This is a genomic window from Hymenobacter lapidiphilus (genome assembly GCF_013377885.1).
GTDB lineage: Bacteria > Bacteroidota > Bacteroidia > Cytophagales > Hymenobacteraceae > Hymenobacter > Hymenobacter lapidiphilus.
This window is the reverse complement of the sequence record NZ_JABKAU010000024.1, coordinates 39,936-66,054: the sequence shown is the minus strand read 5'-3', so window position 1 is coordinate 66,054 and position 26,119 is coordinate 39,936. Positions and strand designations below refer to the sequence as shown.

The following is a 26,119-nucleotide window of genomic DNA, read 5'->3' as shown; positions in this document are numbered from 1 at the left end:
GAAAATGAGCTGTTCGATGCTGCTCAGTTAAGTAATCGAAACACTCACGCTTACTTCCTGCTGCTCACTTCTTAACCGAGAAAACTTTCTCGCCCGCAATCCAGGTTTGCTGCACTTTGGCGGCGCGGAGTCGCTCGTTGGGGGCTTTGAGCAGGTGGGTATCGACGACGACGAAGTCGGCGGCCATGCCGGGCGCGATGCTGCCTTTCTGCTTGTCTTCGAAGGCGGCGTGGGCGGCCCAGGTGGTCATGCCGCGCAACGCATCGGGGCGCGAAAGGGCGTTGGCGGGCTGGAAACCACCGGCCGGGTAGTTCTTGGCATCCTGCCGGGCCACGGCCGAATGGAAGCCGAAGAGCGGGTTGATGTCCTCCACCGGGAAGTCGCTCCCGATGGCTACCTGCCCGTATTGCTGGCGCAGCTGCTCGTAGGCGTAGGCCGTTTTGAGGCGTTCGGCCCCCAGTCGCTCGCCGGCCCAGTACATGTCGGAGGTGGCGTGGGTGGGCTGCACCGAAGGCACGATGCCGAACTGCCCGAACTTGCCCATATCGGCCGGCGTGACTACCTGGGCGTGTTCAATGCGCCAACGGCGGTCCTTCTGGCCCTTCAGCGCCTCGCCATAAATGTCGAGGATGATGCGGTTGGCCGAGTCGCCGATGGCGTGAGTGTTCATCTGAAACTTGCTGGCCGCCAATAGCTTGGCCAGCTCCCGGAACTCCTTTTCGGTGGAAAGCAGGAAGCCCGTTTCCTGGGGCTTATCCTGATACGGATGCACCAGGCAGGCCCCGCGCGAGCCCAGGGCCCCGTCAGCGTACACCTTGAACGAGCTGACGGTAAGCCGGTCTTTGAGCACCGGGCCATTCTGAAGGTAAAAATCCTTGTTCTGCTTGGTTGGGGCCAGCATGACGTGCAGGCGCACCTTGAGCTTGCCAGCCTCCTGCAGCTGGTCGAGGCGGTCGACCTGGGCCTTTTCCAGACCTGCGTCGGCCATGCTGGTCAGGCCCACGGCCAGGCAGCGCTGCTGCGCGTCGAGCAGGGCCGCTTCGGCCTCGGCCGCGCCGGGCTCCGGTATCTTGGCCGACACCAGGTCTACGGCGTTATCTACCAGCAAACCTGTAAGCCGTCCGGCCGCATCCTTGGTAATCGTGCCGCCGCTGATGGGCGTGCGGGCCGTAATACCGGCCAGATCGAGTGCCTTCTGGTTGACGAGGGCCGCGTGCCCATCTACCCGGATGATGAATACGGGCGTGTTCGGAAACAGTGCGTCGAGCGTGTCTTTGGTCGGGAACTGCTTGTTGGGCCAGTCGTTCTGGTCCCAGCCGCGGCCCGTGAGCCAGGCCGCCTGCGGGTACTGCTGCCGCTGCTGGCTCAGTTTGGCCACCACTGCCGGCCACGACGCGGTACCGCCCAAATCGGCATCGCGCAGGCCCAGAGCGTAGCGGTAAAAGTGGCAGTGCGCATCGTAGAAACCGGGGTAGATAAACTGTCCGTTCGCGTCCACCTCCTCTTTCGCCTCGAACTGCCCGCGTAGCTCCTCGGCCGTGCCCACGCCCACAAACTTGCCATCCTTCACGGCAAACGCCTGCGCCGAACTGAACGCCGAATCGACGGTGTACACCGTGGCGTTGTACACGAGCAAATCGGCGGGCTGGCGGTTGCCGGAGCCGCCAGACTGGCAGGCACTGAAGCCGGCGGCGAGCAGCGGCAGGGCCAGCAATGAGCGAAAATGTGGAAGCATAGAAGCGGGAGAGGGGTTGGTAAACGGGAAGGTCGGGGAAAAGCCGCTGAGAAAGATAACAGCGAAAAAAAGAACGTGTCATCCTGAGCAGAGCGAAGGATCTTATCACGTTCGAACGACCGTAACAACGACTCGTTCAAGCGTGATAAGATCCTTCGCTCCGCTCAGGATGACACGTTCTTTTTTGCTTCTAAAAAGCCGTGCTAGTCGAAGCGCATGTGCTTCACCGACTCGCCGGAGTTCTTCAGCTCCAGCAACGACTCGATACCGATTTTCAGGTGGTTCAGCACGTAGCCAGCGGTTACTTTCTTGTCGCTCTCCGATGTTTTCACGCCCTCGGGCGTCATCGGGTTGTCGCTCACCAGCAGCAGCGCACCGTGCGGAATGCCATTCACGAAGCCCACGGTGAAGATGGTAGCCGTTTCCATGTCCACGGCCATGGCCCGCACCTGGCGCAGGTACTCCTTGAACGCCTCGTCGTGCTCCCACACGCGGCGGTTGGTGGTGTACACCGTGCCGGTCCAGTAGTCCATTTCGTACTTCTTGATCATGCTGCTTACGGCGCGCTGCAGGCGGAAGGAGGGCAGGGCTGGAATTTCGGCCGGTAGGTAGTCGTCCGACGTACCCTCGCCCCGGATAGCGGCGATGGGCAGAATCAGGTCGCCGAGCTTAGTGTTGGATTTCAGGCCGCCGCACTTGCCCAGGAACAGGGCCGCCTTGGGCTCGATGGCCGAAAGCAGGTCCATAACAGTGGCCGCCATCGGCGAGCCCATACCGAAGTTGATAATAGTGATGCCGTTGGCCGTGGCCGTCTGCATGGGCTTGTCGAGGCCGCGCACTTCGGTGCCGAACTGCTCGGCAAACATGGTCACATAGTTCGCAAAGTTGGTCAGCAGAATGTACTGCCCGAATTCCTCTAATTCGACTCCGGTATAGCGCGGGAGCCAGTTTTTAACAATGTCAGCTTTAGTTTTCATACGAAAGGGTTAGGGTTGCGAAAGATAAGGTTACACCGCAACCGGCAGCAGCCCGGAGCAGCGGCCAGCGCAGTCGGCCGGAAAAGGGTAGGTACAAAAAAGCCGTCGGTGCCCGGAAGGGGGAATCGACGGCACGGAATGAAAAGCGGGAGAAACCCCGGGGCCGTACCTTTGTAGGTGATGCAAGAGTTGAATCTGCCGCCTTTCGAAGCCAAAGTTACACAAAGCGGCGAAAAGTTGCTAATCTGGGACGTGCTGCGCCGTCGCCACGTGGTGCTCACGCCCGAGGAGTGGGTACGCCAGCATCTGGTACACTACCTCATCAACCACCGCGGCTACCCCAAGGGGCTGCTGAGCCTGGAGCGCGGCCACCAGTACAACCAGCGCCAGAAACGCACCGACCTGCTGGCCCTCGATGCCAACGGCCAGCCGCTGCTGCTGGTCGAGTGCAAGCGTCCCACCGTGCCCATCACGCCCACCGTCGCCCACCAGATTGCCACCTACAACCTCACCATCGGCGCGCCGCTGCTGCTGCTCAGCAACGGCCTGGAGCACTACTGCTGGCGGGTAGATACCGTAAACCGCACCAACGAGCGGCTGAATGAAGTGCCCGTTTATTTGAGCTGTTAGCGCGTAGAGCCAGCTAAACTTGTGGAGGGCGCTGTAGGGGCGGGGCTTGTCCCCGCCCCTACAGCGCCCTCCACAAGTTTAGCTAACAGCCTCTGCCAGCACTGCCGCCAACGCATCAATTTCGGCTTCAGTGTTGAAGGAATGCACGATGAGCCGGAGCCGCTCGGTGCCGGCGGGCACGGTGGGCGCCACAATGGCGCGTACATCGAAGCCGGCAGCCTGAGCGGCGGCGGCTATGGTGCGCACGGCGGTGGGGCCGGGGTTTTGGGTGAAAAAAACCGGGTGGATAACGTGGCTGGTGGCCGGCACGTGCAGGCCGGGCACGGCATTGAGCGTAGACCTCAGGTAATCGGAAAGCCGGAAAAGCTGCTCGCGAGCCGGCAGCAGCCCGGGCAGCAGCTCGTAGGCCGCCGCAAGGCTAGCCACGGTGGTTGGGGGAAGGGCCGTGGTGTAAATGAAGGGCCGGCTGAAATTGAGCAGGTAGTCGCGCAGCAGGGCAGAGCCGGCAACGGCTGCACCCTGGCTGCCGAGGGCCTTACCGAAGGTGAGGATACGGGCAAATACGGCCTCCTGTAGTCCCAACTCAGCTACCAGCCCTTCGCCGCGGGGGCCGTACAGGCCGTTGGTATGCGCCTCATCAACCACCAGATGCAGGCCCAAGCGCTGGCAAACGGCCGCCAATTCGGCCAGCGGGGCTACGTCGCCATCCATCGAATACAGTGCCTCCACGGCTACGAACACCGCGCCGGTAGCGCGGGCTGCCTTGCGCTCCAGGTCGGCCAAATCGTGGTGGCGGAAGCTCCAGGCGGTGGCCGGCGTGGCCCGGATGCCGTCCTTGACGGAGGCATGGCTGGCCTCGTCGTAGAGAATCGTGTCGCCGCGCCGGGGCACAGCCCCGAAGAAGCCCAGGTTGGCCGCGTAGCCCGAATTGAAGAGCAGCGCCGCTTCGGCCCCGTGGAACTGAGCCAAATGGGTTTCGAGGGCCTCGGCGGTGGCTGAGTTGCCGGTGAGCAGCCGCGAGCCGGTGCTGCCGGCCGGTAGTTGGGCGGCTGCCTGCACCGCTGCCAGTACCTGCGGGTGTCGGCTCAGGCCCAGGTAGTCGTTGGAGCTGAAATCGGTGAGGCCGGGTGCGGGCGGGGCGGGCAGGCGGCGGCGGGTGCCCGTTGCCTCGCGCCGGGCCAGCTCGGCGGCCAGGCGCTGGTGCAGAGAAGTAGGCATAGTAGCGCGGAAAAACTGTCTGTCATTCTGAGCAGAGCGAAGGACCTGGTAAGAAGCTGATATCAAGTATTAGCATCTTACCAGGTCCTTCGCTCTGCTCAGAATGACACGGAAACCTCAGCCTGCAAACGGGCCTACCGAGAGCCACACGCTGCCATCCTGTCCGAAGGTGCGGGCACTGATGACCAGCCATTCCGAATCCACCTCCACCCGGTCGCCAACGGCAGGCAGCACGCCGTGGCGCTGCATCACCAGCCCCAGAGCCGACCCAACCTTGTCTTCCAACTCCGAAATCAGGTCGTGGGCCTCGCGGGCCTCATGCTGCTGGCGGATACTTTCGGCGTAGGCATGATTAAGATTGAGGTCGAAGGGAATTTCCATGGAGTGAGGAGGAATTAGAAAGAAAAAACAGTGTCATGCTGAACGAAGCCGCAGGCGTAGTCGAAGCATCTCTACCGCAAAAAGTGAATCCATACGTCAGGATTACCATTGTAGTAGGAATGCTTCGATTCCGCTGCACTCAGCATGACACGCTTCTGGAGTGCTGACGGCCCGTACTACGCCTCTACCGGCGCCTTGCCGCGGCCCATCAGTACGGCGCCCTCTGGCACATCTTTGAACGACTTGCGGGGCTTGAGACCGAGCAGGGCGAACATCTGCTGGTCGGCGTCGAAGTCGGGGTTGGGGGTGGTCAGTAGCTTCTCGCCCGAGAAGATGGAGTTGGCACCGGCCAGGAAGCACAAGGCCTGCTCGGTAACGGGCATTTCCTGGCGGCCGGCCGAGAGGCGCACCATGGTGTTGGGCATCAGAATGCGGGCGGTGGCAATCATACGCAGCATTTCCCACACGCTCACGCGGGGCTGCTCGGCCAGGGGCGTACCTTCTACGGGTACCAGGGCGTTTACCGGTACGCTCTCAGGGTGAGCCTCCAGGGTGGCCAGCGTGTGCAGCATGGCTATGCGGTCCTCGTCGGTTTCGCCCAGGCCAATGATGCCGCCCGAGCACACCGAAATGCCGGCCTTGCGCACGTGCTCCAGCGTATTCAGCCGGTCATCGTAGGTGCGCGTGGTGATGATGTCGTCGTACTTCTCGCGGCTGGTGTCAAGGTTGTGGTTGTAGGCATAGAGGCCGGCTGCTTTCAGGCGCTCGGCCTGGTACTCGTTCAGCATACCCAGCGTGCAGCATACTTCCAGCCCAAGGCCGTTCACCTGCTCCACCATACCCAGCACGCGGTCAAAGTCCTTATTGTCGCGGATTTCGCGCCAGGCGGCACCCATGCAGAAGCGGGTGGAGCCGGCGTCGCGGGCGCGCTGGGCCGAGGCCAGCACTTCGGCGTCGGGCAGCAGCTTGTGGGCCTGCACGCCCGTGTGGTAGCGGGCGGCCTGGGGGCAATAGGCGCAATCTTCGGGGCAGCCGCCGGTTTTCACGCTTAGCAGCGTGCACACCTGCACTTCGCCGGTAGCCTGGGTTACGGCATGGATGGCGGCAGCCTGCGAAACAAGTTCCAGCACGGGCTGGTGGTAAATGGCGGTTACTTCGGCGAGGGTCCAGTCGGTGCGGAGCATGGTTAAGCTATTAGCTGTTAGCTGATGGCTGTTAGCTCTTGTGGCGGTGCTGTCAGGCGGAAAGCTAACAGCCAGTAGCCAACAGCTAACAGCTAAAATATAGCCGCAAGATACTCAGCGGGGCCAGAGTATCCTCGCCTCTTCCTACCGGAGGGTTGCCTAATTTTCGGTGTACTGATTTTGCAGCTTCGGCTCGGCGGGCTGCTCGGCGCGGGCGTCGCGGGTGTTTTTCTGCACGGCAATGGCAGCGAACAGGCTCAGCAGAAACGACATGGCGTAGAAGCCCTTTTCGCTGAGCGTGAGCGTGGCGTTCCACAGGCCTACCGTGAGCAGGGCAATGGAGAGGATGGTGGAAAACCAGCTCAGGCCATAGTAAATGCTGGTTACCGGAATGCCGTCGAGCTGGTCGCGTACCGATTTCTGGAGCGAAATGGCCGAAAACAGCCCGTACATCAGAATGGTAAAGTAGTAGCCCTTCTCGTTGAGCAACATCTGGGCATTCCAGAGGCCGACGATGAAGGCGACCATGCCGGCCAGCAGGGCAGACCAAGAGGCGGCAACAAAGGCGTTAGATGGTTTGGCGAGCGGAGCGTTCATGGCAGTGGCAGTGGCAGTGACGTGGTGAAAGAAATATCGGCGGCAACGCGTCCGACATTCCAAACATACGCGCCCATTCCCGGCGAATAGCCCCAGGATTCCGTGCGTTCAGACTTTAGCAAACCAGCCTTGCTGGAGTAGCGTCGGCTAATGCGTAGGCATAAAAAGGCTGTCTAAGAATACTAAAAGCTGTTTTGATGCTGCATTTTTGCCTCTTACACGTTGCCCGATAGGTGCAATATCCGACTTCCTGACAGGCGTGTTTCAGCAGGATTAAGGCCTGCTGCTGGTCGGAAACCAGTCGGGTATCTGCCAAAAAAACATCAGCCCCCGACCTATTGAAAGTTCGGGGGCTGCTGAAATTGGATTCGGCTGATACTACCGGCTGCGGCTGGAACCGCGGCTGCCGCGGCTGCTGCTTTGGCCCTTAGCAGGGCCGCCACTGCCTTTTGCCGGGCGCTTGGTGGCACCTTTCGGACCACTTTTTGGGCCGGCAGATTTTCCGGGACGGGGGCCGGCTTTATCGGTGGGGCGGCCCGAGCCGGCGGTGCGGCCGGCCGTTACCAGCCGCTTGGGCTTGGCTCCAGGACGGACGGAATCTTTATCGAGCCAGGTGCCGGCTGGCAGGGCTTTGGTTTTGCGCGGGGCCTCGTCGCCCATCGAGGGGTCGGAGGGGAGGCGTACGATGTCGGGGCGGGTGGTGGCGCGGCGTGCGGTTTTGCGGCCCGGCTGGTCGCCCCACTGCTCGGCCGTGGATACCACTTTGCGGCGGCGCGGCGTGCGGCCGTCGTCGGTGCCGCTGGAGTTTTCAATCATCTCAAACAGCACCTTCAGCTCCTTGTCGCGCAGCTCGCGCCACTCGCCGGGCCCCAGGCCTTTGATGCTGATGTTCATGATGCGGATGCGCTCCAGCTGCACCACTTCGTAGCCGAAATGCTCGCACATGCGCCGAATCTGGCGGTTCATGCCCTGCACCAGCGTCAGCCGGAAAATGTAGGGCGTTTCCTTCACCACCTTGCATTTCTGGGTCATCACGCCCAAAATGGGCACCCCGTTCTGCATGGCCTCGATAAAATCGTCCTTGATGGGCTTGTCCACCATCACGATGTACTCCTTCTCGTGCTGGTTGCCGGCGCGCAGGATTTTGTTCACGATGTCGCCATTACTCGTCATCAGCAGCAGGCCCTGCGACTCCTTGTCGAGCCGGCCGATGGGGAAGATGCGCACCGTGTGCTTGATGGCCCGGATAACGTTGTCCTTCACGCCCAAATCGGTGGTCGTGACGATGCCGGGAGGCTTGTTGTAGGCCAGGTACACCGCCTCTTCTTCGGGCCGGGGCTCGATGTGGGCGCCGTTTACCACCACCCGGTCGCGGGTGGTTACCTGGTCGCCAACGGCGGCCCGCTTGCCGTTCACCGTTACGTTGCCCTGCTCGATGTGGCGGTCGGCTTCGCGGCGCGAGCACACGCCACTTTCGCTGATGTATTTATTGAGTCGGGTTGCCATAAGAGTAAAACGTAGTGCCGGGTACTGAAGGGGTGTTAGGAAATTGGCAGGCTGAGCCTGTCGAAGCAGTGCTGCTCGCAAAGGCATTCCAACACCCGCTTAAACCGGCGGCAAAAAAAGAAGCTGCCGGCCCGAGGTGGGTCGGCAGCCCGCAAAGGTACGCCGTATTCAGGAGAGGGGTACTGTCTCGGTTGATAACCAGCGGGCACGCTTAGGTCCGAACCGGAGCTTAAGCGAAAAACGCGAACAGCGCCGTTTCCAGTTCGGCGGACAGCGTGGGCGGCGTGATGGTGCGCAGATGCAGCGGCTGAGTACCATCGGTAGGCGAAAAGGTGCCCTCGGTGGTGTTGAAACGCAGCTGGCCCTGCGTGAATTCGCGCAGGTGTTCGCCGGCTTCCGTGCTCATATCCTCAAAATCGAGCTGGCTGAGCTGGCCGCTGGCATTATCGAAATACAGCCAGAAGTACAGGTGGCTGGGGTTCTTGCTCTGGATGTCGAGGCGCTTTACTTCGAAAACGGTGGCCGTATCGGCTTCAAACAGAAACAGGGAGCGGTAGGGGAAACGCATAGGGTCAGAGAAAAGAGTGCTTACAACACGTACACGAGCAGCCCGAGCAGGGGCACGAAAACCAGCAGACACAACAACAGCGGCCGCCAGATGCTCCGGGCCGGGTGGTCCTTTTTGTTCAGGATAAACGAATCGGCGTAGGTGTTGAGGCCGTAGCCGCCCGCCAGCCCGATGCCCGCGGCGTAGGCCCCGTAGGCAGACGTGTTGGGCAGGAAGGATACCAGCACCCCCATCAGGACCATATACACCACACTCGCCCAGATAACCTTGCGCGCCTGATCAGGCCTGCCAATCGTCCGCAAGTTGCTGGCCGTGAGGAAACTGGCCGAAATGGTAGTGAACACAAGCGAGAACAGCCGGATACTACGCTGGGAATACAGAGGGAGAGGAGGCGCGGAGTCGGAAGCAGGAACAGGCATCAGGAAAATTGGGCGTCTGCCGGAAAATGAGCGGCGTTCGGACTACAATTTTACCTCTTTTTCGCCCTGGTCTACGCCTTTCATCCACGTTGTCAGGCCGCGCATATAGGTTTGCTGGTCGTCGTAGAAGCTCATGTGGCTGCCGTTGGGGCAGATGAGGGCCGTGCCGTGCTGCACTGTTGAGGCCACCATGCGCATGTGCTCGGGGTCCATGGTGTCGTGTTTGCCACCGATGCTGAGCACGGGCACCGCCAGTTTCGGTAGGTCGGGCACGCGGTTCCAGTTGAGCAGCTTGCCCGATACGCCGAACTCGCTCGGTCCCTGCATGGTCACGTAAAGCGACTGGTTCATTTTGGCAAACGAGCGGTTCACCGGTTCGGGCCACTCGCTTAGGGGGCGGCGCAGGATGTGTTGGGTGTAGAAGTTGGGCAGCAGCAGCTCCATGTAGCGCGGGTTCTGGAAATCTTTGCGCGCCTCAATTTCCCGGATTTCCTTGAGCACTTCGGGTTTGAACTGCGGCGCCAGCACGTCGTTGGCGTACTTGCCGTAGGCCGGAATGCTCATCATCATGTTGCTGATGACAAGGCCCTTGAGGTGTTGCTGGTACTTGAGGGCGTACTCGGCCGCCAGAATGCCGCCCCAGCTGTGGCCAAGCAAATAGAAGTTGCTACTGTCGAGCTGGAGGGCCTGCCGCACCTGCTCCACTTCCTCCACGTAGCGCGGCAGGCTCCACATGGCGGTATCCTTGGGGTTGTCGGAGTTTCCGCAGCCGAGCTGGTCGTAGTAGATGAACTCGATGCCCTCGCGGGGCAAGAAGCTCTCCATGCACTCAAAGTATTCGTGCGTGGCTCCCGGCCCCCCATTCAGCAGCAGCAGCCGGATGCGCGGGTTGCTCCCAAACCGCTTGGTCCAGACGTTGAACGTGCCCTTAGGGGTGGTAATGGGCACCATCTTCACCCCGCCATCAGCCAGCGCGGTAGTGTCGGGAGCCGGGAAGTAAGCCGTGAGGGCCGGTGTGGCGGCGGCATCGGGCGCTTCGGTAGCGGAGGGGGAGCAGGAGGAGGCCGCGAGGGCCAGCAGGGTGACAGCGAGGAGGCGTTTCAGCATCCGGCAATATATTCAGTTGTCAGTTGTCAGTTGTGAATGAGGTAGGGGCGGGGCTTGTCCCCGCCCGCCGTCCGCACCGTTTCAACGATTCCGTTCAACGGCGGGCGGGGGCAAGCCCCGCCCCTACCTCGTTCAGTTACTCCGCCAGCCATTGACTGGTCCGGTACACGCCTGGGCCGATAAACAAGCGCAGGAGCTCGTCGGTGAGAAGCAGGCCATTGGCGCTGTTGGTGAAGAAGAGCATGCTTTCGCGGCGGCCAGGCAGCACCATGAAAAAGGCCTGAAAGTCGTCGTTATCGCCCCAGTGCCAGAGGGCAGGGCCGGCGCTGGTGGTAGCCAGCCCCACGCCTGCCGCCCAGGCCACAAACGGGTCGGTGGGGCCAGCTGGCCGACCACAGCGGCGGGCCTCATTGGCGGGCGTGGTCAGCAGGGCAGCAGTGGTTCGTTTGAGGCCGCGGCCGGTGTGCAGGGCCTGCACAAAGCGGTTGTAGTCGGGGGCGGTGGTGAGCAGGCTGTAGGCCGCGTATGGCTCGGCAAAGCGGCGCACCTGGGTAGGCTGGCCGGCCTTGTCGTGGCCGTAGGCGGCATTGCCCGCAAATCGGGGTTGCCACCGGAAGCTGCTGCGGCGCATCTTCAGCGGCCCGAAAACCTCCCGCTGGGCCAGTGTTTCCAGCGGTTCACCGGTGAGCTGCTCCAGCGTATGCTGCAGCCACACAAAGCCTTCGCCCGAGTAATTCCAGCAGCTGTCGGGCGCAAAGCGAAACGCTAGGGGCGAAGTGGCCCAGGTGGCCCCCAGTGGGTTATCGGCCCAGTTGGGCAGGCCGGTGGTGTGGGTGAGCACCATGCGGGCCGTTATGCGGGCAGCGTGGGGCTGGCCCTGCACCCGCGGGTACGGCGCGTAGCTGAGCAGCGGCCGGTCAAGGTTGAGCCGGCCCTGGTCGTGGAGGTGGAGCGTGAGGTAGGCCAGCACCACTTTGCCCAACGAGGCCGCCTGAAACACGGTTTCGGCCGTTACGGCCGCGGCCGAATCCTGCCGGAGCCGTCCTGCCGTGTAGGTTGTAGCCTTGCCGCCTTTGGTATGCACCAGTTGCAGCCCCGGCACGTTTCGCTGGGCCAATAGGGCCGTTAGCTCAGCCTGCTGGGCGGGAGCGTGTAGGCTGAGCAACAGCAGAGCCAGCAGGAGCAGCAGTTTCATAGAACTCAGGAAGGCCGGACGCGGGGTTACGGCCGGGACGGGTACTTGGGCAGATGCGGGAACGGGCCAGCAGTTGCCCCGGCAAAAAAGCAAAATGGGCTGCTCTACCTGGAGCAGCCCATCAGACTGGCGAAATAAGCCACAAAATCCGCTAAAATTCGTGCTAATACGTGATTAGCCCAATGTGTGGTACACGGCCTGCACGTCGTCGTCCTCTTCGAACTTCTCAATCAGGTTCATCACTTCTTCCAGCTCGTCGCCTTCGAGGCTAACGGTGGTGTTGGGCACGCGTTGCAGCTGGGCCGACAGCACGTTGAATGCCTTTTCTTCCAGCGCCTTTTGCATCTGCCCGAAGTCGGTGAAGGCCGTTTCCACTACGATGTAGTTTATTATCTGGCCCTGCTCGTCCTCTTCCTGGTCGGCGTACACATCCTCGGCGCCGGCGTCAATCAGCTCCAGCTCCAGCTCTTCCAGCTCCAGGCCTTCGGCGGCCAGCTTGAACACGCCCTTGCGGGTGAACGTGTAGTCGGAGGAGCCGGCGGTGCCCAGCGCGCCGTTGCCCCGGTTGAAGTACATGCGTACGTTGGCCACGGTGCGGGTGGGGTTGTCGGTGGCAGTTTCAATCACCACAGCCACGCCGTGGGGCGCATAGCCCTCGTACACTACCTCCTGGTAATCTTTTTCCTCGCGCGAAGAAGCCCGCTTGATGGCGGCTTCCACCCGGTCTTTGGGCATGTTCACGCCCTTGCCGTTCTGGATAGCCGTGCGCAGGCGCGAGTTGGTGTCGGGGTTGGGGCCAGCCTCCTTCACGGCCATCACAATTTCGCGGCCGATGCGGGTAAAGTCTTTCGACATCTGGTCCCAGCGCTTCATTTTGCGGCCTTTGCGGAATTCAAACGCGCGTCCCATCTATTGGTGGTTTGGTGAAATGGTAAGGAGTAAGGTATCGTGCTGGCCCGAGGCCGGAACGAGGTGCAAGTTAGCAGAAACCCAGCCGGGGCTGAAATCGAGGAGCAAATTAGCAGGCGAACATGAGTGTCAGTTTCACGCATTTACCAAGTCGCTCCTTTACTGTTTCACCTTGAGTCCCAGGCCGCGGGCCAGTAGCCAGTCGAGGGCGCGGGCGGGCAGCAGGCGGGGCACGATGTAGGCCCGGAACACGTCGGCGGCAATGGTGTAGCGCAGTTTGGGGCGGGGCGCTTCCATAATCTGTACCAGCCGGCCCGCCACGTACTCGGGCGTCAGGCCCTGGGCGCGGGTTTTGTTGATAAAACCCAGGAAGCGTTGGGCCGGGCCGTGGTAGGGCGTGTGGGCATAGGGCGCCAGGTCGATGCCCTTGTCCCAGATGGGCGTTTGCGTAACGCCCAGGCCAATGAGTACCACCGGAATGCCGAACAGTTTCAGCTCGCGCCGCCAGCTGCCCGTGATGCCCTCCAGCGCATGCTTGCTGCCCACGTAAGCCCCCAGAAACGGCGAGGCCACCTGCCCGCTCACCGACCCCATATTCAGTACCCGGCCGGGGCGGCCCCCGAACCCCGGCCGCGCGCCCAGCAGCGGCAGAAATGCCTGCGTCACGGCAATCAGGCCTAGCACGTTCACCTCGAAGTGCTGCCGGATGACTTCCAGCGGCTGATGCTGCAACGGCCCGCCAAAGGCCACGCCGGCGTTGTTGAACAGGCCCGTCAGTGGCTCCCGACCCAGAGCGCGGCTCACTTCGGCCGCCGCCCGGGCCACGGCCTCGGCATCAGTCACATCGAAAATCAGGGGCATGAAATCGGGGCCGAGTTCGGCCTGCAGCCGCGTGGCATCCGCTTCGGTGCGCAAGCTGCCGAACACGCGGTAGCCCCGCGCCAGGAACGCCCGCGTCGCCGCCAGCCCCACTCCGCTCGATACCCCGGTAATAACGATTGACTGCATCGGATGAAAAGAAGTAAGCTGAACGGATATGCGTGTTTTAAAAAAGCCCGGTAAGGGTGCTTGCTGCTACTGCCGCCGTAGCGTGTAGGTGCTCTGGTTGCCCACCGGAAAGCCCGCCACTACGATGGTAAGCTGGCCTTTGTCCAGCCGGAAAGTACCTTCGTCGGTGCGTGGTTGGCCTTTTTTGTCGGTGTGCGTGAAACGGATGCGGCCGGGCGTGAACGTGTAGCGACCGTCCTGGTCGAAGCGCATGGGGCCGCCGTTGGCCGTCAGCGTCAGGCGTTTCTGGTAGCTGCCGTCGGAGCGCAGCGTGAGCGTGCCGCCCACGCCCTGGGCCGGTATGGGCTCGGAGCTGCTTTCACGGTCGAGGATGGTGTAGCTGAGGTAGGAGTAGGTGCCGAAAAACGGCGCGGGTGCAACCGGGTGGGGTACTGGCTGCACCCGGGCGGGCTGTTGGGCCGCCAGTGGCAGCGCCAGTAGCAGCAGAGAAAACAGAGGCAAGAGGTGGCGACGGACGTTCATGCCGAAAGATAAGCGCCCTTTGGCAGATGAAAGGGGGTGCCGCTACCCGACTGACGATTAGTCCTCGATGCTCAACACCCAGGCCAGCGCGGCATCTGCTTCATCAAAATCGAAGGTTTTAATGGGCAGCTTCTGCGTGAGCGAAACACTGCAGGCCACCGCTTCGCGTGAGGGCCAGTCCATGGCATTTATCCAGGCTACGGCCCGCACGCCGTGGGCAGCCAGCGCGGGGGCCAATACCTGTCCAATCCAGTCGCCGGCTTCCAGCCACTCGCCAAATACTTCGCTGCTATCATTCACCATGCGGTGCACGGGCTGCGTGGGGGGCAGGCTGGCGAGCATGAGCTGACACTGCTGCTGGGCCAACGCTGCATCGAAGCGGCCGCGCCATTGGGCCTGCACCAGCTTGTGCCGGCTGCTGTAGCTCACCAGCAGCGTGGGCGTGTCAAGCAGGATTTGGTCAAAGTAAACCATGCTTCTCGGGGGTAGGGGCGAGGGTGGGGGCGCCACCGGTCGGCAGCCTGCGGGTACATACGGTACTTGGGGCCTAAAAGTAAGTGCCCCCGGAGTATTCATTCAGAAAAGATGTGGCAGAGCAGAGTACCGTATTCTCACGGTTTGTTCGGCTGCCAATCCGTTACTTTGGGCTATGGCTGATTTTCTGCGTGAACTGATTCGCCCGGCCGCCGAGCTGCCCGACGCCGATGTGTGCCTCGTAGGCTTGCCGCTCGATTTTGGGACGGTGCTGGAAGGCGGCCGTGCCGGGGCCGCCCACGCCCCCAACGCCATCCGGGCCGAGCTGCGGCGCTACCACAAAACCTACAATACCGACTGGGGGATTTCACTGGAAAAGCTGCGAATTGCCGATGCGGGAAACCTCGACTTGAAGCAGCCTGATCACACTGCAAACCACCAGCGTATCCGGGCGCGCCTGGGCGAGCTGTGTCGGCAATATCCGCGGGTGGTGGTGCTGGGCGGCTCGCATGATGGCACCTATAGCACCGTGCGCGGCTTGTTCGATGCTACCGGCCAGCAACCAACCGGAGGCCTCAACATAGATGCCCACGCCGACGTGAAGGACCGCCTCGATATTGGCAGCGGTACGCCCTTTGGTAAACTATTGCGGGAAGGATTTCTGGCAGGAGAGAATTTTGCCGAAGTAGGCCTGCACTCCAACCTCACTACAAAAGAAGACCAGGCGTTTCTGCGCCGGCACGAGGTGAAAGTTATTCGGGCTAACCAAATTCATCGGGGCCAAAACGGTGCTTATTGGGTCAGTAAGTTGCTCCAAGAAGTGGTGCGCAACCGGCCGGTATTTGTGAGTTTTGATATTGATTGCGTAGCGTCGGCGTATGCTCCTGGCGTCAGTGCCCCCAGTCCGCTGGGCCTCACACCCTCCAACGCCGTATTGGCAGCCTTCGCGGCGGGTAAGTTTCGAAGTCTGAGCCAGCAGCCGGTGCGCCTCTTTGAAGTGGTAGAGCTTAACCCCTTCTTCGACCGCGACCAGCAAACGGCGCGGTTGGCGGCAACCATTGTAGCGGCGTATCTTACGGGAGTGGCGGCGTCGCTTGGCGCTTAGCGGCGGGTGTTGCGGCCCGCCCAGTGCTTTCTTTGCCCTTTCTATGAAAACATCTCTTCTGCTTCTGCTGTTGGCTGCCAGCCCCGCCATGGCCCAGAAAACGGTGGCCCCCAAAGCTACCCCCGCCAAGTCTGCTGCTGCTAAAGTCATCCGTCAGCCGGCGGGCCCGGTGCCTGTTTTCTCGCTCGATTGCGCTACTGACCCGCCGCCCGCGGGCCCACTGCAGAAAACGTACTGCGAAATCCGAAACCTGACGCTGGCTGCCCCACCCGCCGATATGCCCCTGACGGTGGATGCGCGTACCAACGGCAGCATTAGCGTGCGGGCTTGGGCCGGGACCGATGTGCGGGTGCGGGCGCGTGTTACGGGCAAGGGTGCTACTGCCGAAACAGCCCGGGCGCTGGCTACCGCCGTGCGCCTCGGTGCCACCGCCCACACGGTGCGGGCTGCGCTGGCCAATGGTTCGGTGGAGGGCTGGGCCGTGAGCTACGAAGTGCTGGTGCCGGCCCAAACCAACCTGGTACTAACGGCCGTGAACGGGGCGCTGACGCTGGAAAACGTGCGCGGCCAGCTGCGCCTGACCACCACCAACGGGCCGCTCGTGTTACGCGGCGTGTCCGGCGACGTGCGCGCCCAAACCACCAACGGCCGCATCGACCTAAGCCTGAACGGCGAAACCTGGACTGGCCCGGGGCTGGACGTGAGCACCGTGAATGGCGACATCAACTGGGAGCTGCCGGCCGAGTACACGGCCACGGTACTGGCGCGCACCACCCGCGGCCGGGTGGCCGCCGAGCTCAATACCAAGCGCCTCAACCTGCTGCCCCACAACCTGGCCGCCACCCTGGGTAAAGGCGGGGCGCAGCTTAAAGTGAGTACCACAAACGGCAACGTGCGGGTAACGCAGCCACGCCCTACTCCGGCGGCCGCCCCCGATTCCCTCGATGCGGAGTAGGCCCGCTAACCGGCCGCAATGCAACCGACCAACGGGGCTACCTATTACTCTTCGCCGGCCATGACCTGAACGTGGCTGAGCACTGCCACCAGCGTAACGCCGCCAATAATGTTGCCCAGCAGGGCCGGTAATACAAAATCGCCCAATACCTGGCCCCAGCCAGCCCCACCCACGGCCGCCACGCTGAATACTTCAACAGAGCCCGCAATAATGTGGCTGAAATGCGCCAGGCCCACCAGGTACGTCATCAGGATAATGACCCATACCCGGGCCGATTCGGCGAACGGTAGCAGCCAGACCATCAGGGCAATTACCCAACCGGCGAAAATGCCGCGTAGCAGCGTAGTGCCGAAACCGAAGGCCATGGCCTTTTCGCCCATGCGCACAAATTCAGTCTTCACCTCTTCATCGAAGGCCGTACTGTGCATGGCTACCAGGGCCAGTACAAGGGCCCCAAGCAGGTTGGAAACCAGCACCACACCCCAAAGTCGCAGTACGTTGAGCAGGGTATCGACGTCCTTTTTGGCGAGCAGCGGCAGGATGGGAGTCAGCGTGTTTTCGGTAAATAGCTGCTGGCGAGCCAGGATTACAATCAGAAATCCGAAGCTGTACCCAAATTTAGCTACCAGGGGCCGCCAGGGAGCATCGGGCAGGTAGTGGTTGAGCAGGCCTTCGCCAATCATGGAGAAACCCATCGAAAGGCCTGCCGCCAGTCCCGACCAAAACAGGGCTACCGTCGGGCGGCGCAACTCCATTTCGCCCTCCTGCATGGTGGTGCGGTAAAGCACTTTGCCCGTGGGGGCCTTGCGCTCGTTCACCTCGCGCTGCTCGGCACGCTCTTGCTTGATTTCCTGTTGTTTGGTCTTCTCGTCTTCTTCTTGCATAGCAAGCCTTAAACGCAGCCTCCCGCATTACGTCGAGGCTATCAGCTAAAATAAGTCGAATGCAAACCGGCACCTCCGCAATCTGCTGATTACCTGAGGGAAATAGCAGATTGCGGAGGTGCCGGTTTCCGTTGATGGCAGGTCTGTTAGCCTATCACAGAACGCGAAGGCTGGCTGGCAAGCGCCGGTAGCCCAGTGTTCAACGGGCTACCTCCTCGGTGCGGAAGTGCTTGGGTTCACCGGATTTGGGGCGTGGGTACTGGTTCTGCTTCTTTTTCTGGTACGATTTCACGAGCCAGGCTGCCCCAACCAGCCCCCCCAGGGCCGCGGCCGCCAAGCCAAACTTAGTCCGAATAGGGTCGTGGGGTGCTGGGGGCAGGTAAGCTATACCGTTGGCATCGAGGCGGGCGGGGTGCTGCACGTAGCGGCCGTGGGCGGGTATGCGGAACTCGTCAGCCAGTTTGCGCAGGCCTGCGCCCGCGCCGGGCCCCGGCATGGCCGGACCGTGGCCGCAGCCAATGGCCTCGGGGCGCAGGTCGGCCAGTTGCCGGATAGATTCGCCCACCTGCTGCCAGTCGTAATTGAACGGCGCCCCCGCGATGCTAACGGCTTCCAACTGCAGCAACACCGCCGGCACCGACTCGTGGTTGCAGGTAGCAAAGGCGTCGGCCCCCAGTAGTGTCCGGTCCTTCTCGCGGAACAGCGCAACCTGGCCCGGAGCATGGCCGGGTACGTGGTGCCACTGCCAGTCGGGCAGAAATGGCGGGTCGAGGTCGTTGGCGGGCAGTTGTTGCACGTAGTCGGAGAGCTGAAATGACTGGGGCGGGAAAAACCGGGCCACGAAGGCCAGCGAGCCACCGCCGGCCACCGTTGGGTCGGCGGGCGGATACACGGCCCGGGCCGTAAGGAAGGGCAGCTCTAGCTGGTGTGCCAGTACCGGTACCTTCCAGTGCTCGGCCAGCGCCTGCGCCGAGCCGGCATGGTCGAGGTGGCCATGGGTGAGGATGATGGCCTCGGGATGAGTGCCAGGATAAAACAGTTCGTCGGCGGCCGCTACTATGGCCTGCGCCGAGCCCGGCAGGCCGGTATCAACCAGCACCCACTCGCCGGGTCGGCCGGTTTCAATGAAATACACGTTAACAAAGCGTTGAATAGTAAGCTGGTGAACGCCCGGAGCTACTTGTTTCATAAGAAGGCAGTGAGGTAGAAGGATGCAAATAGTACGCGGCCGGACCCCATTTTGATTTGCCTTGCTAACTCCGTAAGCCAGCTAGCATAATGATTCAAATCACACAATCTGCTAATTTAGCGCTTTCACTCGGTCGCCAACGGCCATTTTTCAGTATTGTATGGACACTAACTCTGATAAAACCGCTCTTTTCGAGCAAACTCGTCAATTGCTACTGAAGCAGAGTTTCCGCATTGACCGCGAAGATCAGAACCGACCTTGGGGCGGCTTTTTCGTGCTCGATGAAGGTCAGGCCCAGCAATTTGCCGACCAGTATTTCGATGGCTTGGGTGTAGACGAACTGCGGATTGCCGGCCAGCTAAGCCCCAAAATTCTGCTGGTAGCCCCGCAGCAGCGCCTTTCGTGGCAGTACCACCACCGCCGGGCCGAAATCTGGCGCGTCGTCAGCGGCCCGGTGGGCATCATCATCAGCGACACCGACCAGGAAGGGGAGCTAAAAACACACAGCGCCGGCGAGCAGATAACGCTCCGGCAGGGCGAACGGCACCGCCTTGTGGGCCTTAACGGCTGGGGCATCGTAGCCGAAATCTGGCAGCATACCGATGCCGCCCACCCCTCCGATGAGGACGACATCGTGCGCGTGCAGGACGATTTTAACCGCTAGAACCACGGCATCGGCCGGCTACCCGAACCAATAAGGCAGCACACAAAAGCGCCCCGGCTACTACAGCCGGGGCGCTTTTGTGTGCTAGCAGCAGGCTGCTTAGGCCAGTACCTGCTTCAGCTGCTTCAGTAGCTCGGCCACACCAGCCTCAGAGTTGCCGGTGCCCAAGTGTACCCGTAGCGTGCGGCGGCCGTAGTCCTGCAGGGCCTGCAGGTCGCCGGCGGCCTGGGCGTTTTGGAAGGTGCCGAAGGTGTAGGGGCGGCCGGGCAGCGGCAGGTCGTGGGGGTGGTCGGTGGTGAGCTGCAGGAACAGGCCAGTATCGGGGCCGCCCTTGTGGTACTGGCCGGTGGAGTGCAGAAAGCGCGGGCCGTAGCCGGCCGCCGTGGCCAGGTGCAGGCGCTGCTGCACAAGGGCTCGTAGCGCATCGAGCTCGGTATTCAGCGCCGGCGTTTCCATCAGGTATGCCTGCACGCAGAGGTAGTCGCCGGGTTTGGTTTGCCCGAAAAAGGCCTTTAGCACGGCTTCGGCACTGTTGCCGCTACCGCTGGCGTAATAGTCGAGGCCGTTTTCGGAGGCGAGTGGGGCGCTGGTCTGGGGCAGCTGGCCCTGCTGCTCCACCACTTCCATGAGGCGGTTGGTGGCAGTTTTGGCGGCCTGCACGTTGGGCTGGTCGAAGGGGTTGATGCCCAGCACCGCGCTGGCTACGGCCGTGGCCACCTCCCAGCGGAAAAACTCGGCCCCCAGATCCAGCGCATCGCGCAGCAGAATGGTGATGATGGGGTGGCCGGCGGCTTGCAGGGCGGCCACCTTCTGACGGTTTTCTTCATCGGGCTGGCTTTCGTAGCCCACATACACAAACACCCGGTCGGAGCCGTACACGGCCGGGGCGCTGAGCGGGTCGCCGGCCAGCGGCAGAATACCGGTGCCCTGCTTGCCGGTGCTTTCGGCCACGAGCTGCTCCAGCCACAGCCCGAAGTCCGAGAGGTTTTCGGGTACCACCAGCGTCAGCTTATCGCGGCCCTGCTGGGCCAGTACGCCCAGGGCTGCACCCAGCTCCAGGCCGGGGTTGTTTTCCGTCGGGCCTTCGGCACCGCAGGCCCGCATCATGGTTTGGGCACGCTCCAGCAGGGTTTTAATATCGATACCGAGCAGCGCAGCGGGTACCAGGCCGAAGTAGGAGAGGGCCGAGAACCGGCCGCCCACGTCGGCGAAGTTGAGGAAGATACGGCGGTACTTTTGGGCCGTAGCCTGCTTTACAAACTGCGAGCCGGGGTCGGTGATGGCCACGAAGTTCTCGCCGGCCTTGTCGCCCTTCAGCTCCTGCATTCGGGCATAGAAGTAGTCGCCGAACGCCAGCGGCTCGGCCGTGGTACCCGATTTGGAGGCCACCACGAACAGGGTTTCGGCCAGCGGCACGGCCGCTTCAATCTCGCGTACTGAGCCGGGGTTGGTGGTATCGAGCACCGACAGCGGCAGGCCGCCGGCCAGCTGCCCGAATGCCTGACGCAGCACGATAGGCGTCATCGAGCTGCCGCCCATGCCCATTACCACCACATGGCGGAAGCCGGCCTGCTTCACTTCCGCCACAAACTCCTCGATTTCGGGCACAGCGGGCAGCATCTCGTCTACCACCCGCAGCCAGCCCATGAAACTACGGATGCTCTGCTGCCCCTCGGCATCGGAAACCCATAAATCGGCCTGTTTTTGCCAGAAGCCGGCAGTGAAGTTCTGCGCCTGAAACTTGGCCAACTGGGCGTCGGTGGTGGACTGGTAGGAGCCGAGCTGCAGGGTTTGGGAGGCAATGGAGGAAGAGGACATCAGCAAAAAGACTAAGCGAGCAAAAACAAGGGCGGCCAACCAACCGGCTGGCCGTGGAACGGGCAAAGATATGGAAGCCCGCTTACCCGACGCGCCGGCCACTGGCCGCCCAAGCCGCGTCCCATTCCTGCTCCAAAGCGAGCTGGGCAGTAGGGTCGTGGAAGCTGAGCAACCAGTCGAGGGCGGCGTGCGGCATATGAAAAAACTGTACCTCGCAACTGATAAAGTGCCGTGCGGCCCGGTGCAGCACTTCAACGGTCATCTGGTTGTAGAGGCCGTTTTTGGGGATGATAAACGCGGCGTGCTGTACTGCCGGCACTGCTATCCGCGGCAGCCAGTGCGTGGCTATCCACAACTGCTGCGCGATGGTGAGGTCGGGTAGGCCGTGCAGGTCGATAAGGCCCTCGGCCACGGTATTTTGCTCGACCAGTTGCGCAATACCCTGCATACTGCGCTGAAACGCTACCATATCGGCGGGGGCCCGATGGAACTGCAGCCGCACCAGCGCTGCCTTCGGGGCGTACTGAAGGCAGATATCGTGCAGGTGAAGTAGCATGGGGCTGGTAGAGCAGGTCCCGGTTGCAGTGGCCGTTGCAGGTGGGGGAGAAGTATGGCTCGGGTAACGGGAAGGTACAGGCAGTTGTTCCGCAACGACAGTGATAAGAAAACTAGGGGGCCGTTACCTTTTGATACTCAACGACCTTTCTTCCGGGCGGGTGAATCAGCACTTTCCTGACGAACTACGTAACTGCTCCTGCCCGGCGAAATGCCGGATATTTGTACCCATGACTTCGCCCACAACCACAGTCCGGCCCGCCGAGGCATCCGTTATTCCGGCTCAGCCGCTTAGCTTGGTGCTGCTTCGCCTGCAGTTCCGGCTGCAGGCCGCCCTGTCCACCGAATGGGCCTTTCGCTCGGCCTGGCGACTATTTACCACACCCCGCCGCCTGCCCGAAAAAGCCTGGGAAGCTGCCGTTCTGGCTGAGGCCCACGACTTTGCAGTGCCCGGCCCCACCGGCGCGCTGGCTGCCTACGAGTGGAACCCGACCGGCGCGCGCACGGTGCTGCTGGTGCATGGCTGGGAGCACCGGGCCAGCTTCTGGGGGGTGCTGGTCAGGGCATTGGTGGCGGCCGGCTACCGGGTGGTGGCCTTCGATGCGCCGGGCCACGGTGCCTCGGCGGGCCTCCGCCTGACGCTGCCGGCCTACGTGCGCGCCGTGCAGGCCGTGGCCGATACGCTTGGCCCGCTACACGCCGTGGTGGCGCACTCGCTGGGTGGGGCTACGGTGGTGGGCGGGCCGGTCCGTTTCAATACTGATACCACTGCAACCTTGCCGCGGCTGGTGCTGCTGGCCGTGCCCGCCAGCACGCCCGCCGTGGCCCGCCGCTTCGCCGACCTGCTGGGCCTGCCGCCGGCCGTAATGGCCTGTATGGGCCGCTACATTCGCGAACAGCACGGCCGCGACGCCGAAAGCTTCAGCCTGACGCAGGCCGGGCCAGTTTTCCCGGTAGGGCGGGCCCTGATGCTGCACGACGAACACGACGAGAGCATCCCGTTTGCCGAGGCCCGGGAACTGGCCACCGCCTGGCCCGATCTGGAGTTTGGGGCTACCAGCGGCCTGGGCCACAACCGCATAATGCGCGAACCAGCCGTGTTGGACCGCATCGTAGCGTTTCTGAACTGAGTTGGTGCGCCCGCCGGGCAGAAGCCGGGAAGCAGGGAAAACATCAGATTTTCAACAGAATTGTCGGCTACTTTGCCTGTTACTTGGAGGCTTTTAGAAAGCGCCCGAAGTCATAAAGGACTATTGACTTTCCGGAAAGCCTCAGTGGCTCACTTCGGTTTTATTCATTCACTTAGCTGTTCCCATCCGGTGCTTAAATCGTTGTTATTCCGTCTGGTGCTGGTCATCTCCCTGGGTAGTGCCACGCTGCCGGCCGTGGCTCAGGTGCCGCTGGCCACCCCCGCTGATACCACTCTCAACAAGTACCAGACCCCGGCCGGAGCCGCCAAAAAGGCCTGGTACAAGGGCAAGCTGGTGCGGGCCAGCCTTGTGCCGGCGCTGCTTATCACCTACGGGGCCATTACGGCGCAGGGTAACGCGGGTATCAACCGCGAAACCCGCACGTTCGTCCGGCAGCAGTTTCGGCCGGTAAGCACCCGGTTTGATGACGCGCTGCTGCTTGCGCCCTATGCCGAACTGGGCCTGGTGGCGCTGGCAGGGGTAGAGTCGCGCTCCGACCGCATCAATACGCTGCTGGTTATTGCCAAAGCCGAGGCCATTATGCTGGCCAGCGTTTTTGCGGTGAAAAGCCTGAGTGGCGAAACCCGGCCCAACGGCTCCGATAATCTCTCGTTTCCGTCGGGGCACACGGCGCAGGCGTTTCTGGCGGCCAGCATCGTTCACACCGAGTTTCGCGACAAAAGCCAGTGGTACGGCGTGGGGGCTTATACTATTGCCACCAGCGTGGCGGCCCTGCGCATGATCAACGACAAGCACTGGCAGAGCGACGTGGTAGCCGGGGCCGGCTTCGGTATTTTATCGGCTCACCTGGCTTATCTCACGCACCGCAACCGCTGGGGCCGCCAGCCCCGGCTGCTGCGCGAAACCAGCTTCTCGCCCACCTATGTGCCCGGTGGTGGCATGGGCCTGGGGCTGGTGTGGCGGCCCCGCCGATAGTGCTCGGCTACTTATTACGCACTGCAAGGTGGGCCTTTAGCCGCCTCATTATTCGTCTGCATGAAACAGCTGCTGACAGTGCTTTACCGGTTTACCCGTGAGTTGCTGGCCGCGCTTTACCGGGGCCTGCGCGGCCATGGCCACCTGGTAGGGGTGTTGCTGCTGGGCGTTGCCATACCGTGGCTGCTATTCGTGAATGTGGCCGAAGATATCTGGGAGAGCGGCGGTTTCGTCGGCGACCGGCTTATACTGGAATGGCTGCACGCCCGCCAGGCCCCCGGCCCTGATCAGCTGGCGCTGTTCTTTTCCCGCGCCGGCGGAACCACCATCATGAGCGGTGTGAGCCTGACTATCGGGGGGCTGCTGCTGTGGCGGCGGCAGTGGTCGGCGGCTTGGTTTTTTGCTTTGGCGGTGGGCGGGACAATGGCGCTCAATATAACGGCCAAGCTGCTGTTCGGGCGGGCCCGCCCGGCCCTCTGGGAGTCGATTGCACCGGAAGGATTCTACAGCTTTCCGAGCGGGCACGCCATGGGCTCGGCGGCACTGGCCGCCGCCGTGGCCTTTCTGGTGTGGCGTACGCCGTGGCGTTGGCCGGTCGTGGCACTGGGCATCCTGTTCGCACTGGGCGTGGGCATCTCGCGCTTATACCTGGGCGTACACTTTTCGTCCGATGTGTTGGCTGGCTGGTTCTGCTCCGTGGGGTGGGTGGCCAGCCTGCACGTGCTTTTCTCACCCCATATGGTCCAGCTTCGGGAGTGGTGGCGGCAGGTGCGGGGGCGGATTGAGCGTATGCCGTTGCGTTGACGCTACTGGCGGGCTGGTTGTAGTTTGCTCTCCGGTGCCGGGTTGAGTCTCGCCAAGCCTAAACAGCCCCCGCAGGCGCTACCGAAGCATTCGGGGGAGTCGTTCTTATCTCATCACCTTTCACCTGCTCGCTTATGTGGTGGATTTGCGCGCTTCTCTCAGCCCTGTTTGCCGCCCTCACGGCGGTGCTGGCTAAAGTCGGTATCAGGGGTGTCGACTCCAATCTGGCCACGGCCGTACGCACGGCCGTAGTGCTGGTGCTGGCCTGGGGTGTCGTATATTTTCGGGGTGGCCTGGATGGTATTTACGGCCTCACGCGCACCAACTGGCTGTTTCTGGGGCTCTCGGGGGTAGCAACGGGGCTGTCGTGGCTGTTCTATTTTCGGGCGCTGCAATTGGGCAAGGTATCCCAGGTTGCACCGGTCGATAAGCTGAGCGTGGCGCTGGCTATCGGGTTATCGGTGCTGTTTCTGGGAGAGAAGCTGACTCTGCACACCGGCATCGGGGCGGGCCTGATAATCATCGGTACGCTGGTGCTGATTTGGGGGCAGTGAGGGCCGCTACGTAGACTTGATGTTTAGACGGTTACTTCTTCCCCCACCATTTCGCCACGAATAAAACGGGCTACCAGATCGGGCTGGGTAATGGGCAGCATGTGGCCGCCTTCAACCAGCTGCAGGGTGGCGTCGCCTACCCGTTCAACCAGTGCCCGCCCATTGGTGGTCCAGTCGAGCACAGCATCGTGGCGGCCGTACAGCACGCGCACGGGCAGCCGTAGCTCGGGCAGCCGTGCCGTGAGGGTGGGCAGGTAGGTGGGCAGGGCTTCCAGATCGGCAATGGTTGCCAGAAACTGGGCGGGCTGCAGGCTGAGCATACCGCCCGCTTTGGTGGCGTAGTCGTGGGGCGGGGTTTCGGGCCCGAACAGGGCCTTCATAACCTGGGGGCTGCGGCGCATGGAAAGCGGCGTGGCCACCGTCCAGGCTACGAGCTGCCGCCGCCAACGCGACGGAATCATCAGTCGCTGAAACATGGGCGGTACCGTTTCGGGTAGCGCCGACAGCGGCGCAACCAGGGCCAGGCCCGCCACGCGGCCGGGGTGGTTGAGGGCCAGGGCCAGTGCCACGGCCCCACCCAGCGAGTGGCCCACTACCAGCGGCCGGCCCAGGTTTAGCTTGTCAATCAGGGCCGCCAGCGTGTCGGCCTGGCTAAGCAAATCGGCGCTGGCGGGCCGCTGCGAGTAGCCCGAGCCCGGCCTGTCGACCACCACCACCCGGTAATCGGCCGCCAGCTTTTCTACCACTTGGTACGTGAACTGGCCCATCTGGCCGCCCAGCCCATGCACCAGCAGCAGCACCGGCCCCGTGCCCTGCTCGCGCACGTGCAGCCGCCCACCGGGTAAATCCACGAACGAGCCGCTGGGTGGCAGCGCCGCCCGCACCTTGCGAGCCGTACGATGCGTGAACAGCACCAGCCCGCCCAGCGTTGCGCCGCCCAAGGCCAGAATCGAGTAGGCAGTAGTTTTGAGGTACTTCATGTGCTTTAATTTGAAGCCGTTTATAAAGTTAAAGTGAACGTCATGCTGAGCGCAA

At 62.3% G+C, this 26,119-nt stretch carries 28 protein-coding genes; 8 read left to right on the top strand and 20 right to left on the bottom strand.

Annotated features, from left to right (window positions below):
- Positions 1-64: 64 nt before the first annotated feature.
- Positions 65-1,735 carry an amidohydrolase gene (locus HW554_RS13285; protein ID WP_176909075.1) on the bottom strand — a complete coding sequence of 557 codons (1,671 nt, stop codon included), beginning with the start codon at positions 1,733-1,735 and terminating at the stop codon, positions 65-67.
- A 203-nt stretch (positions 1,736-1,938) separates the two neighbouring features.
- The gene (locus HW554_RS13280; protein ID WP_176909074.1) at positions 1,939-2,712 is read right to left on the bottom strand and encodes an AMP nucleosidase; all 774 of its coding nucleotides are present in this window, start codon (positions 2,710-2,712) and stop codon (positions 1,939-1,941) included.
- 180 nt (positions 2,713-2,892) lie between these two features.
- Here HW554_RS13280 and HW554_RS13275 point away from each other — a divergent pair, with 180 nt between their 5' ends.
- Positions 2,893-3,342 (top strand): type I restriction enzyme HsdR N-terminal domain-containing protein, encoded by a 450-nt coding sequence (locus HW554_RS13275; RefSeq protein WP_176909073.1) that lies wholly within the window; start codon positions 2,893-2,895, stop codon positions 3,340-3,342.
- A 78-nt stretch (positions 3,343-3,420) separates the two neighbouring features.
- Here the strand turns inward: HW554_RS13275 and HW554_RS13270 are convergent, their stop codons facing one another.
- The 13 genes from HW554_RS13270 to HW554_RS13210 all read right to left on the bottom strand — a co-directional run bounded on the left by HW554_RS13270 (position 3,421) and on the right by HW554_RS13210 (position 14,430).
- Positions 3,421-4,560, bottom strand: a complete 1,140-nt coding sequence (locus HW554_RS13270) for an aminotransferase class I/II-fold pyridoxal phosphate-dependent enzyme (RefSeq protein WP_176909072.1) — start codon at positions 4,558-4,560, stop codon at positions 3,421-3,423.
- A 117-nt stretch (positions 4,561-4,677) separates the two neighbouring features.
- The gene (locus HW554_RS13265) at positions 4,678-4,941 is read right to left on the bottom strand and encodes a hypothetical protein (RefSeq protein WP_176909071.1); all 264 of its coding nucleotides are present in this window, start codon (positions 4,939-4,941) and stop codon (positions 4,678-4,680) included.
- Positions 4,942-5,117: 176 nt separating this feature from the next.
- Positions 5,118-6,125 (bottom strand): biotin synthase BioB, encoded by a 1,008-nt coding sequence (bioB, locus tag HW554_RS13260; RefSeq protein WP_176909070.1) that lies wholly within the window; start codon positions 6,123-6,125, stop codon positions 5,118-5,120.
- A gap of 159 nt (positions 6,126-6,284) precedes the next feature.
- Positions 6,285-6,722 (bottom strand): inner membrane protein YiaA, encoded by a 438-nt coding sequence (gene yiaA, locus HW554_RS13255; protein ID WP_176909069.1) that lies wholly within the window; start codon positions 6,720-6,722, stop codon positions 6,285-6,287.
- Positions 6,723-7,100: 378 nt separating this feature from the next.
- A complete protein-coding gene (gene rluF, locus HW554_RS13250; protein ID WP_176909068.1) occupies positions 7,101-8,228 on the bottom strand; it encodes a 23S rRNA pseudouridine(2604) synthase RluF in 1,128 nt (375 codons plus the stop codon).
- 229 nt (positions 8,229-8,457) lie between these two features.
- Positions 8,458-8,796: a hypothetical protein gene (locus tag HW554_RS13245; protein ID WP_176909067.1), complete on the bottom strand. Its 339-nt coding sequence runs from the start codon at positions 8,794-8,796 to the stop codon at positions 8,458-8,460.
- A 20-nt stretch (positions 8,797-8,816) separates the two neighbouring features.
- Positions 8,817-9,215, bottom strand: a complete 399-nt coding sequence (locus HW554_RS13240) for a hypothetical protein (RefSeq protein ID WP_176909066.1) — start codon at positions 9,213-9,215, stop codon at positions 8,817-8,819.
- Positions 9,216-9,257: 42 nt separating this feature from the next.
- Entirely contained in the window at positions 9,258-10,322 is a 1,065-nt protein-coding gene (locus tag HW554_RS13235) for a proline iminopeptidase-family hydrolase (RefSeq protein WP_176909065.1), read from the bottom strand.
- A gap of 136 nt (positions 10,323-10,458) precedes the next feature.
- Complete coding sequence (locus HW554_RS13230; RefSeq protein WP_176909064.1) at positions 10,459-11,517, bottom strand: serine hydrolase domain-containing protein; 1,059 nt, start codon at positions 11,515-11,517, stop codon at positions 10,459-10,461.
- A 174-nt stretch (positions 11,518-11,691) separates the two neighbouring features.
- A complete protein-coding gene (locus HW554_RS13225; protein ID WP_176909063.1) occupies positions 11,692-12,426 on the bottom strand; it encodes a YebC/PmpR family DNA-binding transcriptional regulator in 735 nt (244 codons plus the stop codon).
- A 159-nt stretch (positions 12,427-12,585) separates the two neighbouring features.
- A complete protein-coding gene (locus tag HW554_RS13220; RefSeq protein ID WP_176909062.1) occupies positions 12,586-13,434 on the bottom strand; it encodes an SDR family NAD(P)-dependent oxidoreductase in 849 nt (282 codons plus the stop codon).
- A gap of 66 nt (positions 13,435-13,500) precedes the next feature.
- Positions 13,501-13,935 (bottom strand): hypothetical protein, encoded by a 435-nt coding sequence (locus tag HW554_RS13215; protein WP_176909061.1) that lies wholly within the window; start codon positions 13,933-13,935, stop codon positions 13,501-13,503.
- Between the two features lie 78 nt (positions 13,936-14,013).
- Positions 14,014-14,430, bottom strand: a complete 417-nt coding sequence (locus HW554_RS13210) for a SpoIIAA family protein (RefSeq protein ID WP_176909060.1) — start codon at positions 14,428-14,430, stop codon at positions 14,014-14,016.
- Between the two features lie 175 nt (positions 14,431-14,605).
- Here HW554_RS13210 and HW554_RS13205 point away from each other — a divergent pair, with 175 nt between their 5' ends.
- Together HW554_RS13205 and HW554_RS13200 are read left to right on the top strand one after the other, a co-directional pair.
- Positions 14,606-15,535 (top strand): arginase family protein, encoded by a 930-nt coding sequence (locus tag HW554_RS13205; RefSeq protein WP_176909059.1) that lies wholly within the window; start codon positions 14,606-14,608, stop codon positions 15,533-15,535.
- 43 nt (positions 15,536-15,578) lie between these two features.
- Positions 15,579-16,490, top strand: coding sequence for a DUF4097 family beta strand repeat-containing protein (locus tag HW554_RS13200; protein WP_176909058.1), 912 nt, complete (start codon positions 15,579-15,581; stop codon positions 16,488-16,490).
- A 44-nt stretch (positions 16,491-16,534) separates the two neighbouring features.
- Here the strand turns inward: HW554_RS13200 and HW554_RS13195 are convergent, their stop codons facing one another.
- Both HW554_RS13195 and HW554_RS13190 read right to left on the bottom strand, forming a co-directional pair.
- Positions 16,535-17,374, bottom strand: coding sequence for a formate/nitrite transporter family protein (locus tag HW554_RS13195; RefSeq protein WP_176909057.1), 840 nt, complete (start codon positions 17,372-17,374; stop codon positions 16,535-16,537).
- Positions 17,375-17,573: 199 nt separating this feature from the next.
- Positions 17,574-18,563, bottom strand: a complete 990-nt coding sequence (locus HW554_RS13190) for an MBL fold metallo-hydrolase (protein WP_176909056.1) — start codon at positions 18,561-18,563, stop codon at positions 17,574-17,576.
- Between the two features lie 160 nt (positions 18,564-18,723).
- Between HW554_RS13190 and HW554_RS13185 the strand changes: the two genes are divergently transcribed.
- Entirely contained in the window at positions 18,724-19,227 is a 504-nt protein-coding gene (locus HW554_RS13185; RefSeq protein ID WP_176909055.1) for a cupin domain-containing protein, read from the top strand.
- A gap of 99 nt (positions 19,228-19,326) precedes the next feature.
- Here the strand turns inward: HW554_RS13185 and HW554_RS13180 are convergent, their stop codons facing one another.
- Both HW554_RS13180 and HW554_RS13175 read right to left on the bottom strand, forming a co-directional pair.
- The gene (locus tag HW554_RS13180; RefSeq protein ID WP_176909054.1) at positions 19,327-21,045 is read right to left on the bottom strand and encodes a glucose-6-phosphate isomerase; all 1,719 of its coding nucleotides are present in this window, start codon (positions 21,043-21,045) and stop codon (positions 19,327-19,329) included.
- 82 nt (positions 21,046-21,127) lie between these two features.
- Positions 21,128-21,601, bottom strand: a complete 474-nt coding sequence (locus HW554_RS13175) for a hypothetical protein (RefSeq protein ID WP_176909053.1) — start codon at positions 21,599-21,601, stop codon at positions 21,128-21,130.
- Positions 21,602-21,830: 229 nt separating this feature from the next.
- Between HW554_RS13175 and HW554_RS13170 the strand changes: the two genes are divergently transcribed.
- From HW554_RS13170 to HW554_RS13155, 4 genes are all read left to right on the top strand, one after another.
- A complete protein-coding gene (locus HW554_RS13170; protein ID WP_176909052.1) occupies positions 21,831-22,730 on the top strand; it encodes an alpha/beta hydrolase in 900 nt (299 codons plus the stop codon).
- Between the two features lie 189 nt (positions 22,731-22,919).
- Positions 22,920-23,726 carry a phosphatase PAP2 family protein gene (locus HW554_RS20985; RefSeq protein WP_176909051.1) on the top strand — a complete coding sequence of 269 codons (807 nt, stop codon included), beginning with the start codon at positions 22,920-22,922 and terminating at the stop codon, positions 23,724-23,726.
- Positions 23,727-23,786: 60 nt separating this feature from the next.
- Positions 23,787-24,530 carry a phosphatase PAP2 family protein gene (locus HW554_RS13160; protein ID WP_176909050.1) on the top strand — a complete coding sequence of 248 codons (744 nt, stop codon included), beginning with the start codon at positions 23,787-23,789 and terminating at the stop codon, positions 24,528-24,530.
- A 134-nt stretch (positions 24,531-24,664) separates the two neighbouring features.
- Positions 24,665-25,084, top strand: a complete 420-nt coding sequence (locus tag HW554_RS13155) for an EamA family transporter (RefSeq protein ID WP_176909049.1) — start codon at positions 24,665-24,667, stop codon at positions 25,082-25,084.
- Positions 25,085-25,107: 23 nt separating this feature from the next.
- Here HW554_RS13155 and HW554_RS13150 read toward each other — a convergent pair whose 3' ends face one another.
- On the bottom strand, positions 25,108-26,064 hold the full coding sequence (locus HW554_RS13150) for an alpha/beta fold hydrolase (protein ID WP_176909048.1): 957 nt from the start codon (positions 26,062-26,064) through the stop codon (positions 25,108-25,110).
- Positions 26,065-26,119 lie beyond the last annotated feature (55 nt).

Coding starts and splice junctions, on each gene's coding strand:
- HW554_RS13285 (WP_176909075.1), bottom strand. CDS start 1,735: ATGCTTCCACATTTTCGCTCATTGCTGGCCCTGCCGCTGCTCGCCGCC.
- HW554_RS13280 (WP_176909074.1), bottom strand. CDS start 2,712: ATGAAAACTAAAGCTGACATTGTTAAAAACTGGCTCCCGCGCTATACC.
- HW554_RS13275 (WP_176909073.1), top strand. CDS start 2,893: ATGCAAGAGTTGAATCTGCCGCCTTTCGAAGCCAAAGTTACACAAAGC.
- HW554_RS13270 (WP_176909072.1), bottom strand. CDS start 4,560: ATGCCTACTTCTCTGCACCAGCGCCTGGCCGCCGAGCTGGCCCGGCGC.
- HW554_RS13265 (WP_176909071.1), bottom strand. CDS start 4,941: ATGGAAATTCCCTTCGACCTCAATCTTAATCATGCCTACGCCGAAAGT.
- bioB (WP_176909070.1), bottom strand. CDS start 6,125: ATGCTCCGCACCGACTGGACCCTCGCCGAAGTAACCGCCATTTACCAC.
- yiaA (WP_176909069.1), bottom strand. CDS start 6,722: ATGAACGCTCCGCTCGCCAAACCATCTAACGCCTTTGTTGCCGCCTCT.
- rluF (WP_176909068.1), bottom strand. CDS start 8,228: ATGGCAACCCGACTCAATAAATACATCAGCGAAAGTGGCGTGTGCTCG.
- HW554_RS13245 (WP_176909067.1), bottom strand. CDS start 8,796: ATGCGTTTCCCCTACCGCTCCCTGTTTCTGTTTGAAGCCGATACGGCC.
- HW554_RS13240 (WP_176909066.1), bottom strand. CDS start 9,215: ATGCCTGTTCCTGCTTCCGACTCCGCGCCTCCTCTCCCTCTGTATTCC.
- HW554_RS13235 (WP_176909065.1), bottom strand. CDS start 10,322: ATGCTGAAACGCCTCCTCGCTGTCACCCTGCTGGCCCTCGCGGCCTCC.
- HW554_RS13230 (WP_176909064.1), bottom strand. CDS start 11,517: ATGAAACTGCTGCTCCTGCTGGCTCTGCTGTTGCTCAGCCTACACGCT.
- HW554_RS13225 (WP_176909063.1), bottom strand. CDS start 12,426: ATGGGACGCGCGTTTGAATTCCGCAAAGGCCGCAAAATGAAGCGCTGG.
- HW554_RS13220 (WP_176909062.1), bottom strand. CDS start 13,434: ATGCAGTCAATCGTTATTACCGGGGTATCGAGCGGAGTGGGGCTGGCG.
- HW554_RS13210 (WP_176909060.1), bottom strand. CDS start 14,430: ATGGTTTACTTTGACCAAATCCTGCTTGACACGCCCACGCTGCTGGTG.
- HW554_RS13205 (WP_176909059.1), top strand. CDS start 14,606: ATGGCTGATTTTCTGCGTGAACTGATTCGCCCGGCCGCCGAGCTGCCC.
- HW554_RS13200 (WP_176909058.1), top strand. CDS start 15,579: ATGAAAACATCTCTTCTGCTTCTGCTGTTGGCTGCCAGCCCCGCCATG.
- HW554_RS13195 (WP_176909057.1), bottom strand. CDS start 17,374: ATGCAAGAAGAAGACGAGAAGACCAAACAACAGGAAATCAAGCAAGAG.
- HW554_RS13190 (WP_176909056.1), bottom strand. CDS start 18,563: ATGAAACAAGTAGCTCCGGGCGTTCACCAGCTTACTATTCAACGCTTT.
- HW554_RS13185 (WP_176909055.1), top strand. CDS start 18,724: ATGGACACTAACTCTGATAAAACCGCTCTTTTCGAGCAAACTCGTCAA.
- HW554_RS13180 (WP_176909054.1), bottom strand. CDS start 21,045: ATGTCCTCTTCCTCCATTGCCTCCCAAACCCTGCAGCTCGGCTCCTAC.
- HW554_RS13175 (WP_176909053.1), bottom strand. CDS start 21,601: ATGCTACTTCACCTGCACGATATCTGCCTTCAGTACGCCCCGAAGGCA.
- HW554_RS13170 (WP_176909052.1), top strand. CDS start 21,831: ATGACTTCGCCCACAACCACAGTCCGGCCCGCCGAGGCATCCGTTATT.
- HW554_RS13160 (WP_176909050.1), top strand. CDS start 23,787: ATGAAACAGCTGCTGACAGTGCTTTACCGGTTTACCCGTGAGTTGCTG.
- HW554_RS13155 (WP_176909049.1), top strand. CDS start 24,665: ATGTGGTGGATTTGCGCGCTTCTCTCAGCCCTGTTTGCCGCCCTCACG.
- HW554_RS13150 (WP_176909048.1), bottom strand. CDS start 26,064: ATGAAGTACCTCAAAACTACTGCCTACTCGATTCTGGCCTTGGGCGGC.